Annotated in this window: 12 protein-coding genes and 1 pseudogene; 8 read left to right on the top strand and 5 right to left on the bottom strand. The window is 44.4% G+C overall.

From position 1 onward, the window contains the following. Positions 1 to 85 precede the first annotated feature (85 nt). Positions 86 to 205: pseudogene (locus tag QUA56_RS35280) on the top strand (IS5/IS1182 family transposase); the annotation flags it as partial. A 23-nt stretch (positions 206 to 228) separates the two neighbouring features. Beyond that, a complete protein-coding gene (locus QUA56_RS35285; RefSeq protein WP_333368320.1) occupies positions 229 to 660 on the top strand; it encodes a hypothetical protein in 432 nt (143 codons plus the stop codon). Positions 661 to 1181: 521 nt separating this feature from the next. On the opposite strand, the gene QUA56_RS35290 is transcribed toward QUA56_RS35285, so the two are convergent. Together QUA56_RS35290 and QUA56_RS35295 are read right to left on the bottom strand one after the other, a co-directional pair. Continuing rightward, the gene (locus QUA56_RS35290; protein ID WP_333368323.1) at positions 1182 to 1691 is read right to left on the bottom strand and encodes a hypothetical protein; all 510 of its coding nucleotides are present in this window, start codon (positions 1689 to 1691) and stop codon (positions 1182 to 1184) included. Beyond that, entirely contained in the window at positions 1688 to 2197 is a 510-nt protein-coding gene (locus tag QUA56_RS35295) for a hypothetical protein (protein ID WP_333368325.1), read from the bottom strand. The genes QUA56_RS35290 and QUA56_RS35295 overlap by 4 nt, the downstream gene beginning before the upstream one ends. A gap of 236 nt (positions 2198 to 2433) precedes the next feature. Between QUA56_RS35295 and QUA56_RS35300 the strand changes: the two genes are divergently transcribed. The 4 genes from QUA56_RS35300 to QUA56_RS35315 are packed head-to-tail and all read left to right on the top strand — an operon-like array spanning position 2434 to position 7495. After that, positions 2434 to 3225 (top strand): sigma-70 family RNA polymerase sigma factor, encoded by a 792-nt coding sequence (locus tag QUA56_RS35300; RefSeq protein WP_333368328.1) that lies wholly within the window; start codon positions 2434 to 2436, stop codon positions 3223 to 3225. Further along, positions 3215 to 4375 (top strand): DUF1822 family protein, encoded by a 1161-nt coding sequence (locus QUA56_RS35305; RefSeq protein WP_333368331.1) that lies wholly within the window; start codon positions 3215 to 3217, stop codon positions 4373 to 4375. The genes QUA56_RS35300 and QUA56_RS35305 overlap by 11 nt, the downstream gene beginning before the upstream one ends. Before the next feature lie 31 nt (positions 4376 to 4406). Beyond that, positions 4407 to 6302: a CHAT domain-containing protein gene (locus QUA56_RS35310; RefSeq protein WP_333368334.1), complete on the top strand. Its 1896-nt coding sequence runs from the start codon at positions 4407 to 4409 to the stop codon at positions 6300 to 6302. Continuing rightward, positions 6299 to 7495 carry a hypothetical protein gene (locus tag QUA56_RS35315; RefSeq protein WP_333368336.1) on the top strand — a complete coding sequence of 399 codons (1197 nt, stop codon included), beginning with the start codon at positions 6299 to 6301 and terminating at the stop codon, positions 7493 to 7495. Before QUA56_RS35310 ends, QUA56_RS35315 begins: the two co-directional genes overlap by 4 nt. Before the next feature lie 272 nt (positions 7496 to 7767). Here the strand turns inward: QUA56_RS35315 and QUA56_RS35320 are convergent, their stop codons facing one another. Further along, positions 7768 to 8946, bottom strand: a complete 1179-nt coding sequence (locus QUA56_RS35320) for a M20 family metallopeptidase (protein WP_333368339.1) — start codon at positions 8944 to 8946, stop codon at positions 7768 to 7770. A 303-nt stretch (positions 8947 to 9249) separates the two neighbouring features. Here QUA56_RS35320 and QUA56_RS35325 point away from each other — a divergent pair, with 303 nt between their 5' ends. Continuing rightward, on the top strand, positions 9250 to 10716 hold the full coding sequence (locus tag QUA56_RS35325) for a glycosyltransferase family 87 protein (RefSeq protein ID WP_333368342.1): 1467 nt from the start codon (positions 9250 to 9252) through the stop codon (positions 10714 to 10716). A gap of 58 nt (positions 10717 to 10774) precedes the next feature. Here the strand turns inward: QUA56_RS35325 and QUA56_RS35330 are convergent, their stop codons facing one another. Further along, positions 10775 to 10999, bottom strand: a complete 225-nt coding sequence (locus QUA56_RS35330; RefSeq protein ID WP_332942898.1) for a helix-turn-helix domain-containing protein — start codon at positions 10997 to 10999, stop codon at positions 10775 to 10777. Between the two features lie 222 nt (positions 11000 to 11221). Between QUA56_RS35330 and QUA56_RS35335 the strand changes: the two genes are divergently transcribed. After that, positions 11222 to 11455, top strand: coding sequence for a hypothetical protein (locus QUA56_RS35335; protein ID WP_333268222.1), 234 nt, complete (start codon positions 11222 to 11224; stop codon positions 11453 to 11455). Here the strand turns inward: QUA56_RS35335 and QUA56_RS35340 are convergent. Then, positions 11432 to 11623 (bottom strand): hypothetical protein, encoded by a 192-nt coding sequence (locus QUA56_RS35340; RefSeq protein WP_333368345.1) that lies wholly within the window; start codon positions 11621 to 11623, stop codon positions 11432 to 11434. The genes QUA56_RS35335 and QUA56_RS35340 overlap by 24 nt on opposite strands. Positions 11624 to 11961: the final 338 nt, after the last annotated feature.

Below are 11961 nucleotides of genomic sequence, written 5' to 3' on the forward strand. Positions count from 1 at the left end.
TTGACAACTACAAAAATAGATGTTTGCTTACGCAAGCATTTAATTGTTAGTTTAGCATACCAACTAATGAAGAACCATATATATATTTAGAATACTTTCATCAAGATATCGGAATCGAAGAAGGCGCTTCGGATTAAGATTTAATTTGATCGCTGGTATTTATAATTATGAACTTTCTTTAAAGACGAAATTAGAGATCGCCTGAGACTTTCGCAAGAGGTCTAATGTGTGCTGAAAATTGACAAAGCGATTCTATCGACAAGCCCGATCGCACTTATGCACTTCTGCACTCTCGAACTGCCGTATATCCGTCATTTACCCAAACTGAAGTCTCGCGAAGCGCGATCGCACTTCAACTCAGTTGTCACAATTACTGACTCAAATCAACTCAATAAATGCAACCGTGGAAATAGACTAAACCAACATCTGATGAGCCCCTTTCCCATATCCCTTGGGAATTTGGTTCGGAATTCGATCGGGAATTTACGCGCGATGCGACTTTTGAATAAATCTCAACAAGTGCGATCGAACTTCGTAATTTCCCTTCTGTATATCTATCAGGGTGAGCTCAGTGGTTTTATGCAAAACTCTCAAGTTTTTTTTGTAAAGTTTTGCAAACACTGGTGGAAGTACGGAACAACGGGTGTTTTTGGGATTTAAGGACGATCGAATAACCCGCTTCCCCACATTCCGGCAGGGAATGAATTCCCCGCCTCATAGCTAAAGTCCTCTGAAAGAGGACTGGTAAATTCTTCAGTCGTCTTCAGACGACTTTCGCTTTGAGGCAGGGGTTTCAACCCCTGCCGGACTGCGGAATTACGAGATAGCCGGATTGCGCGATCGATCTGGTTGTTAACACCAAAGATCGATCGCCCCTAAAGCCTTTTTGTTATTCCTATTTACTTATCAGGGTGAGCTCGGTAGTTTTATGCAGAACTCTACGGATTTTTTTTGTAAAGTTTTGCAAACACTGGTGAAAGTACGGAAAAACGGGTGTTTTCTGGATTTCAGGGCGATCGGTGTTTTAAGTAGTTTTTATCTGTAGGGTGCGTCAGCTACGATTATTTTCGCTTTCTATCAAAAATCTCATCCCTGTCGCACCTTACCAACCAACGGTGCGTCAGAACTCGACTTTTTGTGGCGATCGAGAATCTCACAACTGATGCACCCTACCACTTGCTTTACGGAGGAAATGGAGCTGATTTAGGATGACTCCCAGCGTAGTAAACAAGCACTTTGCGTTGGTCTTCATCCGGTACATAAAATACTCGGTCTGAGCTTGTTACTTCATACTCCCATGCACCTTTGTAGAGTTTACCTTTTAAGGGAAAAACTCTCTTTGGTTTTCTTGCCATTGGCGCATTACATAAATCCTGATAGCACCGGCGAGTATTCTCAGGAGCACGTAACATTAAGGCTTCCCAATCTCGGTTTACCCGTCGGTTTTTCGCTACTACTAACCAGGGCGATGCAGGTACTTGCGCGATAAGTTTGACTTCGTTTTCTTTAGCAGATGGCTTTGTTCGCGGTGCTGTCAGCGGTTCTTCAGGAGGCTCTACCAACTCTGAAAGCACAGGCGCTGGTGCGGGAATTTCGGCTTCGGCTTCAAGAGTTGCGGGTGAAGGTGTTGGCGGTTCTTCAGGAGACACCGGGCTTTCCGAATTGTCTGGAATGGGTGCAGAGTGCGTCATACCGCAGCCGATTCGGTAGTGTTTTCTGCGGTCGGTTTTGTCAGTAACACTTCTTCAATTTCATCGCTGAAAGCTGCTGCGAGTTCAGGACTAGAAATTGCGATCGCGCTTTCATGCCATTCATAAATCCTTGCCTCAATCCGATCCCAAGCCGCAGGTTCCGACTCCACAAGACGGTAATCTTTCTCTATTTCTGCGATCAGTTCACTGAGTTCATCCTTGTCAAATACTTTTAGCCACCCATAGGGATGTTCTGAACCAATCTGTTCTCCCAGACGCAACCGATAAGCAGCGGCTGTCACCTCAAAGACTTTCAGGGAAAGGGCGGCGGCTTTTACCAACAGCGCCATCTCGTCGCGGCGCAGCAAGGCAAAATGCTGGTCGTTGCGAGTGATGGTGATAGGATGATCCATCGCCAAATCCAGCACTCTACCTGGTTGCCGGTTCAATTCGGTGGCGGTAATTAATTCATCGCCGTACACGAGGCGCGAAGATTCACTCAGCATAGCTTTTGCACCTCTATCAACATCGGAACGCTTTTCAATTTATCTACGTATAATTATACGTATTTACCACAATCTTTCCGCGCTTTACAAAAATTCACATCTAATTTAACAGCCAAATCCACGACACAGCAAGACTTTCAACCATCCGCTCAAAAAAAACTTTGGCAGTTCGCAAAAAATTTCCTTACTCAACCTGATAAGTAAATGTAGGAACAAAGTTGCGGCCGCACTTAACTATGACTGATAAATCCAACCCCTCCGAGGGGGAAGACCACTTATCCGACGAATCCGATGCTGTTGGGTGCTCAGTAAAATCGGAAAAGTTCGATCGAGATCCCGCACACCAGCAAATCGTCGAACTCGTCACCAAAGCTTGCCAGCATCCCGCCGGCAGTACCCAGCGAGGTCGTTTCTTGCATCGACTGATTCTAGAGATTCTCAAATCGGGCAAACTCTGGAAAGAAAACACACCTTACTATGAAGAGGCACTGAACAAGACATGGATCTATCTGTCTCGGAATTTATGTGAAGCTACCACAGCAAAACGACCTTACGATCCCGAAGAAAGCCTGATTACGACTTGGTTAAATCCCTATCTCAAAAAGCGGCTGTTAGATTATCGCCTTGCCCAACAAAAAGAAAAGCAAAAACAAAAACCCCGTCAAATAGTGTCCTTAGAAGGAGAACAAGACGAAGAAAATGTCAATTCAATTGAAAAATTACCAGCAGAAGCGGATTCAAGTTTCTATGTTGAAGAAGTTATAGAATGGATCGAAAGCGATCCAAATAACGAGTTGAAAAGCAGACACGTTAGAGGCAAACCGCAGATAAACTGCCAAGTTTTATTGCAGCGCAAGTGTTTGTACGGTCAAAGTCTTCAAGAACTTGCAAAAGAGTTTGGCTGCGCGCATTCTACTTTATATCAATTGTTCAACAATGACTGTCGTCATCTGCTGCAAAAATTTTGCGAAGACCAAGGATATCAAACTTTAAATATACCAGGAGTGTACCAGAACAATGAACCATAGCAACCTTTGGGAAATCGAATCTTTGCCAATGCCAATTACTCAGAAGGCACTGCAAGTTGCTCAGCAGTTTGCCACCCAACAGCGCCACCCGCAAAGGCACGAGCAAGTTTATCTCAATACTTTGGCAGTGCTGGCAGTTCGCGATTATCTAAAAATAATCGATATAGAAACTGACTTGGCTGAATGCGATAGCTGGAATCCCGTAATTCGCCTGTTTGCAGATGCAGGAGATTTGTATGTTAAAGGATTGGGAAAAATCGAATGCCGTCCGATTAAAAATCTATCTCAAAATCAAGAAATTGGCAACCCGAATTCATCGGTTCATCCGCCTGAAATTTGCCCGGTGCCGGTGGAAGCAAGGGCAGAACGCATTGGCTATATTGTAGTAGAAATTGATGAAAAGGAAAAGGAAGCGAGATTGCTGGGTTTTTCTAAGATTGCGGATGCGGGGGAATTAGTATTGAGCGAATTGCATTCCCTGGATGATTTCTTAGGGCATCTCGAAAATTTGTCTGAATCTAAAATTAACCTCAGTCAGTGGTTAGTGAATGTATTCACGCCTGATTGGCAGCCTTTTGAAGCGGTATTTAACCCGCAGGCACAAACTTCTCCTGTTGAGATTGAAAATCCGGTTACGTCAAATTTTGGAAATTGGCTTAAGGATATTTTTGAAACAGGCTGGCAGAAAATTGAGCAAGGTAAAGAAAATTTAGAAAACCTAATTTTTCCTGAAAAAAACCCCAGTTTTGCATTGCGAGGAGGTGGAAATTTGAGAGAAGAATCTGCCTTGCAGGGCAGTCAAAGCAGCATCAATAGGTTTCCCGAAGCCGATGTCACGCGGGCTAAGTTGATTGACTTGGGAATGCGGCTGGGAAGGACAACTGTTGCTTTGTTGGTGGCGATTGCTGAAGAGAGCGATCGCACTGTCAGAGTTCACGTTCAACTGCATCCGGCGATCGGACAAAGGTATCTGCCACCTCATACTAAACTGTCGTTAATATCCGACAATGGAAAAATCTTACTCCAGAGTGAATCAACGGTTCAAGATTTGTGTATCTTGCTGAAAGAGTTTGAGGTAAAACCCGAAGAGAGCTTTAGCATCCGAGTAGCCTTAGATGATTTGAGCGTAACAGAAAATTTTGTGGTATGATTTTGAAAATCACTGCACTCGCATCCAATTTATGAGCTGGACTATCATCTTGGCTTTGGGTTATGGGAGTCTAAAATACGGGTTTTCTCACGTCACAGCGGAAATCAAAGAAACAGGAAAAACCTTCGCTCAATTTTCAGGAAGCTTGCCGCCTGCACCGGAACTTGAGCAATTGTACAGAAGGTGGAAACTGATTTGTACCGGGCTCAAGCCTGCGAGCAGTGCGACTCGGATCGCAGTTAATCCCACTGGTGTCACAAACATTTCTGAGGACAAACCTGAAGCCGTATATTCGAGTTTGCAGAAATACATGAATGAGTGGCTTGAGGCTGACGAATCTTTCAGAAAAATTGAGTTAAATCTCAGAACGGAAATTGGCAATAAATCTGAATGCTTTAAAATATTTTTAGAGAGCGATAATTCTCTGATTTGGGAGTTGCCTTGGGATGCGTGGAAATTTCGCGAAGTTTACTCGAACTGCGAAATAATTCCCACTTCGTCAGAGTATCAAACAATTACTCGACAAACAAACGCAGGGGAAATAGCTCGACCTTCCCAAGGCAGGATTTTATGTGTTTCAGGCAACAGTCAGGGAATTGATGTTAAAAAAGATAGCAGAAGTCTAGAAAAATGTTTGGGAGAGCGCTGCGAATTAAAGTTTCTTAAAGAGCCGACACCTCAAAAATTTCACGATGAGCTTTTTGATGAAAAAGGCTGGCAAATTATCTTTTTTGCCGGACACAGCAACAGCGATAATCATGCTGCTAACGGGGTGCTGTATATCAATCGAAATTCTGACAACAATACTATCACAGTAGAGGAGTTAAAAGCTGGTTTAAAAAAAGCTATTAGTAATGGCTTGCAGTTGCTGATTTTTAATTCTTGTTCGAGCTTGGGAATTGCAACAGATATAGTTGCTGAGGGTCTGGATTTACCGTCAATAATTGTGATGCGCGCACCGCTACCAGACCCAATTGCTCACGATTTTGTGAAGTTCTTGTTTAAATATTTGGCGGCAGGAGAGCTTTTGTTTTTGGCAGTGCGAAAAGCTAAGGATGATTTGCGGTACTGGGACTCTCGATTTCCGGGTGCTAGCGGGATTCCAATGCTGTGTCAGCATCCGACGTTTGAGGAGTTTATTTTACCACAATGGGGAGCCGATCGACCTTTCACGGCTGCAGCGAATGATGTGGCGCGCGATCGACCTTTCACGGCCGCAGCGGATGATGTGGCGCGCGATCGACCGTCACATTATCGGCAATTTATCATTCCAACTAAATTGATGCAGCGTGCCAGCATTAGTTTAGCTACTTTTGCGATCGGCTATCCATTCATCGGCCCTAATATTGCATCTGCAATCAACGCATTTGGAAAGACAAACCACTACAGCAATCCTTTAATCGCTAAAAGTTCCTACAATTTAGCTGCGTTAATCAACCCCACTAACGGCGAGGCTTACTATAACTTGTCTTTTCTTTGCAACGAATTGAGCGATCGCAAGTGCGCGCAAGAAGCTATGCAAAGTGCAGTCTGGCGGGGACTTCCCGAAGCTCACGCTCAAATATCTCGATCGTTCTTGCTGGAAAATAAACCTCAAGAGGTTTTAAAGGCGATCGCACTTTGCTTAGAAAATGCTAAATACGATGGAGTAAAATCAGCTTGTTTCAAAAATCGCGGATGGCTGCGATTCAACCAAAAGCGATACGATGCAGCGGAAGAAGACTTAAGAACAGCAATATCTCTCAACAGTAAAAGTCCCGAAGCTCAATGTCTTTTAGCGCAGGTACTCGAAACAAAAAGTAAACCGCAAGAATCACTAAAACATTGGCAAGAAACGCTGAAATTTGCCAATTCTCGCATACCAGAACAAGATGAATGTCGGCAACTGGCAAAGCAACGTTTACAAATAATAGGAAAGATTAAATGAAAAAACAGACGGCATTTTGTATAGGTGCAAGCTCGATCGCATTTACGTTAATTTCGGTCGATATTTTGCCTCATCTCCACTTCGGAACTGGCGAGGGTTTCCCCGAAATCTTTGCTAACAATCCGATAATTTCCCCTGCAATCGCAGCAACGAAAAGAATACCTAACGGACAAATCCTGAATATTAGCGGCGAAGTGCAGCTACAGCGTCAAGATGGCAGAAATATTCGCCCCACCGCCGGTACGCCGATTTATCCGGGCGACAAACTGCAAACTGCACAAAACGGACAAATTACAATCCAATGTGCAGATTTAGGAATTAAGTTAATTAAAGCCGGCGAAAATCAATTGAATAGCTGTTTGTTGGTAAGCGACACGTCGCAGTCTGAATGCAATCGCAATTTAATTAGATGTCCCGATCGCGGCGACGGTAAAATTGCTTGGAATAGCGCGCCAATTCCTTATATAATCAGTCCGAGGCGGACGAAATTGCTCGACAGCAAGCCAATTTTGCGGTGGAATCCGGTTGCTGGTGCTACTAGCTATAAGTTGAGCCTCCGCGAAAATGGAGCAAAATTAAACTGGGAAATGACTGTTAGCGGTACTGAGGCTGTGTATCCGGGAGAACCGGCGCTGAAACCGGGTGTTAAGTACAGATTAATTGTCGAGGCGAATACTGGCGTTTCTTCAGAAAGTGCTGTGGGAGAAGGAGATATAGAGTTTGGGTTGCTGGATGAGAAGCAGGTTGAGGCTGTTAAGGATGCGGTTGGGGCGATCGACAAACAAGTACCTAACGAAAACGCTAAAAAATTAGCAATTTCTAGCGTTTATCTTAACACAAACTTGATTGCCGAAGCAAGAGAAATTTTAGAAGATTTACAACAAACAGGCGTGGAAACACCGCCTATTTATCGCACGTTGGGCGACCTGTATCTGGAAAAGCTACAACTGGTTCCCCAGGCTGAAGTCTACTATTCCAAGGTGATTAATACCGCGAAACCTGACGATATTGAGGAGTTGACAGCCGCTAGATACGGATTGGGACAAGTTCATTCAGCGATGAGAAATAATCTGGAAGCTATGAAATATTTGCGAATGGCAAAAGATGGATATACAACTTTGGGAGATTTGCCAATGGCCCAAAAGGTAGAGAAGCAATTGCGGGATTTGCAAAGGAGGGAACAGAGGAAATAGTAAATTGTTGATGAATGTACGATCGCAATAACCAAAATTCGTAGGTGCGGGTTCACCAACAATACCGGCCAATAATTAACAATCTCAAAAACCCGCCCCCACTAGATAGACATATATATTTCGATCGCTTCCGGTTCGCTAAAAAGTCGGGGCGGGTTTATTGGTTCTCTAGTGTTATATCGGAGACTAAGGCGAACCCGCCCCTACAGGAATTAGGTCTATTTTACCGGAGATGATTAGATAAATAACGAATGACAAATGACTAATAACTCTCACTTTTGCTGCCAATATTGGTAGGCGGCATAGGCTAAGGTGACAGCGCCGGTCACAATGGCCGCTTCGTCAACCTCAAATTGCGGGTGATGGAGGGGATAGTTCGGTTTGTCAGTCAGTCCCACTCCTAAGCGAAACATGGTTCCCGGTGCGTGTTCTAGATACATCGAAAAATCTTCCGCGCCGAGGGAGGGTTCTGGTAAAATTTGGACGCGCGATCGACCTAAAGCTTCTAAAGCCGCAGTTTCGACTAATTGCGTGAGTTTTGGGTCGTTTTGGACTCCGGGGACGCCGCGCTTGTAGGTGAGTTCGTACTTAGCGCCGTAAGTCGCGCAGACGCTGGAAACAATTTGTTCGATCCAAGCCGGCAGTTTTTCGTGGGTTTCTGGATGCAGCGATCGCACGGTTCCCAGCAATTTTACTCGATCGGCAATCACGTTCGGCGCTCGCCCGCCGTTAATTTGCCCGATCGTCAAAACCAGCGGCCTCAAAGGATTTTGCGTGCGGCTAATTGCCTGCTGCAAAGTGGTAATTATCTGAGAAGCAATCCAAATTGCGTCGATCGCCTCGTGGGGACGCGCACCGTGGCCGGATTCGCCCATCACAATCAATTCTATGTCATCTGCCGCCGCCGTCAGTGCCCCGTGGCGGATACCGATGCAACCGCCGGGAATCGTCGGGAAAACGTGCACTCCGAGGATGCCGTCAACATCTTGCATCGCCCCATCTTTAATCATCCATTGAGCACCTTGGGCAATCTCTTCCGCCGGCTGAAACAAGAAGCGGACGTGACCTGGCAATTTTTCCTCTAGCTGAGACAATATCATTGCTGCGCCCAAACCGACGGTGGTGTGGATGTCGTGGCCGCAGGCGTGCATCACTCCCTCGTTGCGGGAGGAAAATTCTAAGTTAGTGCGTTCTTGAATCGGCAAAGCGTCCATATCGGTGCGAATTGCCAGCCACCGGGACTCGCTGCTGTTGCCTTTGAGTTCGCCGAGGACTCCTGTTTTGCCGATTCCTTCGATCGCGCGGACTCCGGTGGATGCGAGAACTCCGGCTACGTAGGCGGCGGTTTGATATTCTTGGCCGCTGAGTTCGGGGTGGGAGTGGATGTGGCGGCGAATTTCGATTAAGCGGGGTGCTAGGGTGGCGGCTAATTCTTTGATGCGGGGAAGCATGAATTTAGTTGGGGAGTGCGGTACAAGCTGTAGTCAACTAGGTTAACGCATATGTTTGGGGGTGAACAGGGTTATAAGGGACAAAAGTGCGATCGGGCTTTTGGATGGCAATGCTATTTCGTTTGTGAATAAGATTTTTTTTTCTAACCGCAGAGGGCGCAGAGGACGCAGAGAGAAGAGAGAAAAGAGAGTTAGGTAGAAATCTGGAACAAAAGTCAATATTTTAGGTTGAAATGCTGATTTTTAGTTGATATTTTATGGTTGTGATATCATCAAAGAGTAAATTTATTAAAATTATTTTTTATGATTAGCTTTGGATTCAGGAATGTAATTATTTTAATTACAGTCGCTTTGTTTCTAAAATTTAATTGGCGATTAGATAGCGAAAAAACAGCATGGCAAGATTCTTTCTTTTTAAAACATCCTTCGATCGAAAGGTTGACTCAGTTTTTGCGTCAACCTTTCGTTAACTTTATTTTGCAAGCAGTTCTTGTATTAGTTCTCACCCGATTTCTCAGTTATACCGGTTGGTTGGTTTACAATCTGACTCATCGACCAGATCCGCCTTACTGGGATTTTAAGTGGTTTTATGTAGCGAGTAAATTAGCCCATCAGCATTTGAGTCCCTTTAATGTCGAGGTGTTTAACATCGGTTTCTGTAGCATCACAAAAGTGTGCGGGTTTATTCCATCTTTTGTTTATCCACCTAATATCATTCCTCTGCTGTGGTTTTTGGGCTATTTCCCCATGAAGACTGCATTCACAATCTGGACTTGGCTGCATCTTATTGCCACAGGTTTTGTTTTATGGGGAGCGAATATCTTGTTGGAGTCGCAGTCACGAGCTTTTAGGACTATTTGTAGTATATCAGTTGCATTCCTCTACGGTTTTGTCTTCGATCTTCAAGTTGGCAATGTGGCAAATTTTATTGCCGTTCTGCTGTTATGGATGTTTATTTATGCTATAAAAAATCGGGATGTAATTGCAGGAATTTTATTAGGAATTGCCCTTTTTAAACCTACTTTAGTTATATTGTTTATTCCTTATTTTTTAATCAAAAGACGGTTTAAGCTAGTTTTTATATCAATAGTAACGGTAACTTTTTTAGCAGTTATAGGTCTAGCTGTAACGGGCAATTCTTTAACAGGATTTATACAGGATGCGACTCGTGGATTTCCACTCTGGCTCAACGATCCATCGAATAATGCTTATATTTCTATGAGTCGCCTTGATTTAAGGGTTATGGGGCCGAGATTTTTTCCCGATAGTCCCTTTGTGGCGAAGCTATTTTCTGACTCGATCAGTCTGCTGCTAGTTGGTTTAGTGAGTTGGTATTTTTACAAAAAACAATCTCGCAATGCTTGGTCAAAAAAGGTTGACTTATCTGAAATGGTGCTAATTTCTACTTTGAGTATTGCTATCAACTATTCTCAGCCCACCAGTTCTGTGATGTTAGCACCGGCGGTGGTTTTTTTGCTGAATGATTTATGTTTTCAGATTAAAAATTGTGCCTTCTCTAGGCAAAGAATGTCGGTTTGGTTATTGGGCGTTGGCTGTGTCACGGTGCAAACCGCTGTGATTCATGGCGGGCTGTTGGTGTTTCTAGAAAAGCGGTGGAACTGGAAGGGGGGGGAATTGCCTTATTTGTTTAAAGTAACTATTTTTTCACTACCGAGTTATGCGATTTTAGGCCTTACGTTAAGTGTTTTAGTTTTAGCGATTACATCCCTTGGTCAAAAACAGGTTGCTGAATTTGACCAGCCGAGCTGAAGCAGGAAATAGACATTCATCTGGCGAAGAGTAAGTAATAGGTAGCGTGTTCACCATGTCATTTTAAGTCATCGGGATTGTCCTCCTCATACACCATTAAATCCCCAGGCTGACAGTTCAGTGCTCTGCACAAAGCGCTAAGGGTTGCTTCGTCAATTCTGGTGAGTCGGCGACGGGTTTTGATTTTAGACACAGAAGTTGGGTGCATCCCAATTAAAGCAGCCAATTCTTTATTGCTGATATTGCGATCGGCCATCACAACTGCTAATTTCCAACGGATCACTGCTGATGCTCAACTGCTAGGGATAACTTTGCAAGCAGATGTTACCATTCTGCAACCTTGACTATCCCATCAGTTGTCGCTGCGACCATTTATTTTGTCGTAACGATTGACAAACGGCAGCGATTGAACTAGACTCAGGATGTACAAACGGAAAAGCGATCGCCCCTGGCCTGGAAAACTTGAGGGCGATCGCAATTCCACTATTCGTGTAATTCAAAGTCTATGATATCACAGCCAAAGTCAGTTCCCGAACTGCTCCGGGAAGAAATTCCTGATGTACCTCAAGGTAAGCAACCGATTCGTTTGCTGTTGTGTGGCGTTCCCAAAGCGGTAGACAGCATCGTTAATCTGCTGCACGTTTTAGGTTTTGCACAAGTTGGAGAATGGAGTCCGCCTCTACCATCGCCGATAGCGGGTGAGGTAATTCGGATTTTAACCCGTTACTGGAAAGAGTAATTGTTGAGGGCGATCGTATGAATTGAAAAAGTGCGATCGCCCTTTTTTCATCCAAAATAAGTCTTGTTCGTTGCTGTCGCTTTTGTGTTGCTGCGATCGATCGTCGCTTTGAATTCTCCCCTCAGATTTAGCCTCATCTACTGCTTCTTGAATTAATGTCAACACCATATTCTAGACCGGCCGATAATGCGAGGAAGGCTAACCGCTCTAGGTCTGCTTTAAGTTCTTCTGCAAGATATACAACTATTCTGGGGAGTTTTGCTGGCAAGGCTGTTGTTTGTGCTTTTACTGCCCTATTGTACCTTTTTTTGACCTGCTACACCATTTATTTTAACCTCGCGGGTTGACTCAGAGTGGATACCGCGATACTTTGATAAAGGTCAACTCGCAGATGATGCACATTGCACAAGTAGTAGGACTATTAAATAGTCATATAGCCCTCGCGGGAGTTTGGAAACCCAGTCGCTTTAGCGCTGGGAGGAAAAACGACACGGGATACTTTAGTA

It is taken from the genome of Microcoleus sp. N3A4 (assembly GCF_036701805.1).
Classification (GTDB): domain Bacteria; phylum Cyanobacteriota; class Cyanobacteriia; order Cyanobacteriales; family Microcoleaceae; genus Microcoleus.

Bases quoted from the DNA above. Each gene is read 5' to 3' on its own strand.
- QUA56_RS35290 (WP_333368323.1), bottom strand. From the start codon at position 1,691: ATGACGCACTCTGCACCCATTCCAGACAATTCGGAAAGCCCGGTGTCT.
- QUA56_RS35295 (WP_333368325.1), bottom strand. From the start codon at position 2,197: ATGCTGAGTGAATCTTCGCGCCTCGTGTACGGCGATGAATTAATTACC.
- QUA56_RS35300 (WP_333368328.1), top strand. From the start codon at position 2,434: ATGACTGATAAATCCAACCCCTCCGAGGGGGAAGACCACTTATCCGAC.
- QUA56_RS35305 (WP_333368331.1), top strand. From the start codon at position 3,215: ATGAACCATAGCAACCTTTGGGAAATCGAATCTTTGCCAATGCCAATT.
- QUA56_RS35310 (WP_333368334.1), top strand. From the start codon at position 4,407: ATGAGCTGGACTATCATCTTGGCTTTGGGTTATGGGAGTCTAAAATAC.
- QUA56_RS35315 (WP_333368336.1), top strand. From the start codon at position 6,299: ATGAAAAAACAGACGGCATTTTGTATAGGTGCAAGCTCGATCGCATTT.
- QUA56_RS35320 (WP_333368339.1), bottom strand. From the start codon at position 8,946: ATGCTTCCCCGCATCAAAGAATTAGCCGCCACCCTAGCACCCCGCTTA.
- QUA56_RS35325 (WP_333368342.1), top strand. From the start codon at position 9,250: ATGATTAGCTTTGGATTCAGGAATGTAATTATTTTAATTACAGTCGCT.
- QUA56_RS35335 (WP_333268222.1), top strand. From the start codon at position 11,222: ATGATATCACAGCCAAAGTCAGTTCCCGAACTGCTCCGGGAAGAAATT.
- QUA56_RS35340 (WP_333368345.1), bottom strand. From the start codon at position 11,623: ATGGTGTTGACATTAATTCAAGAAGCAGTAGATGAGGCTAAATCTGAG.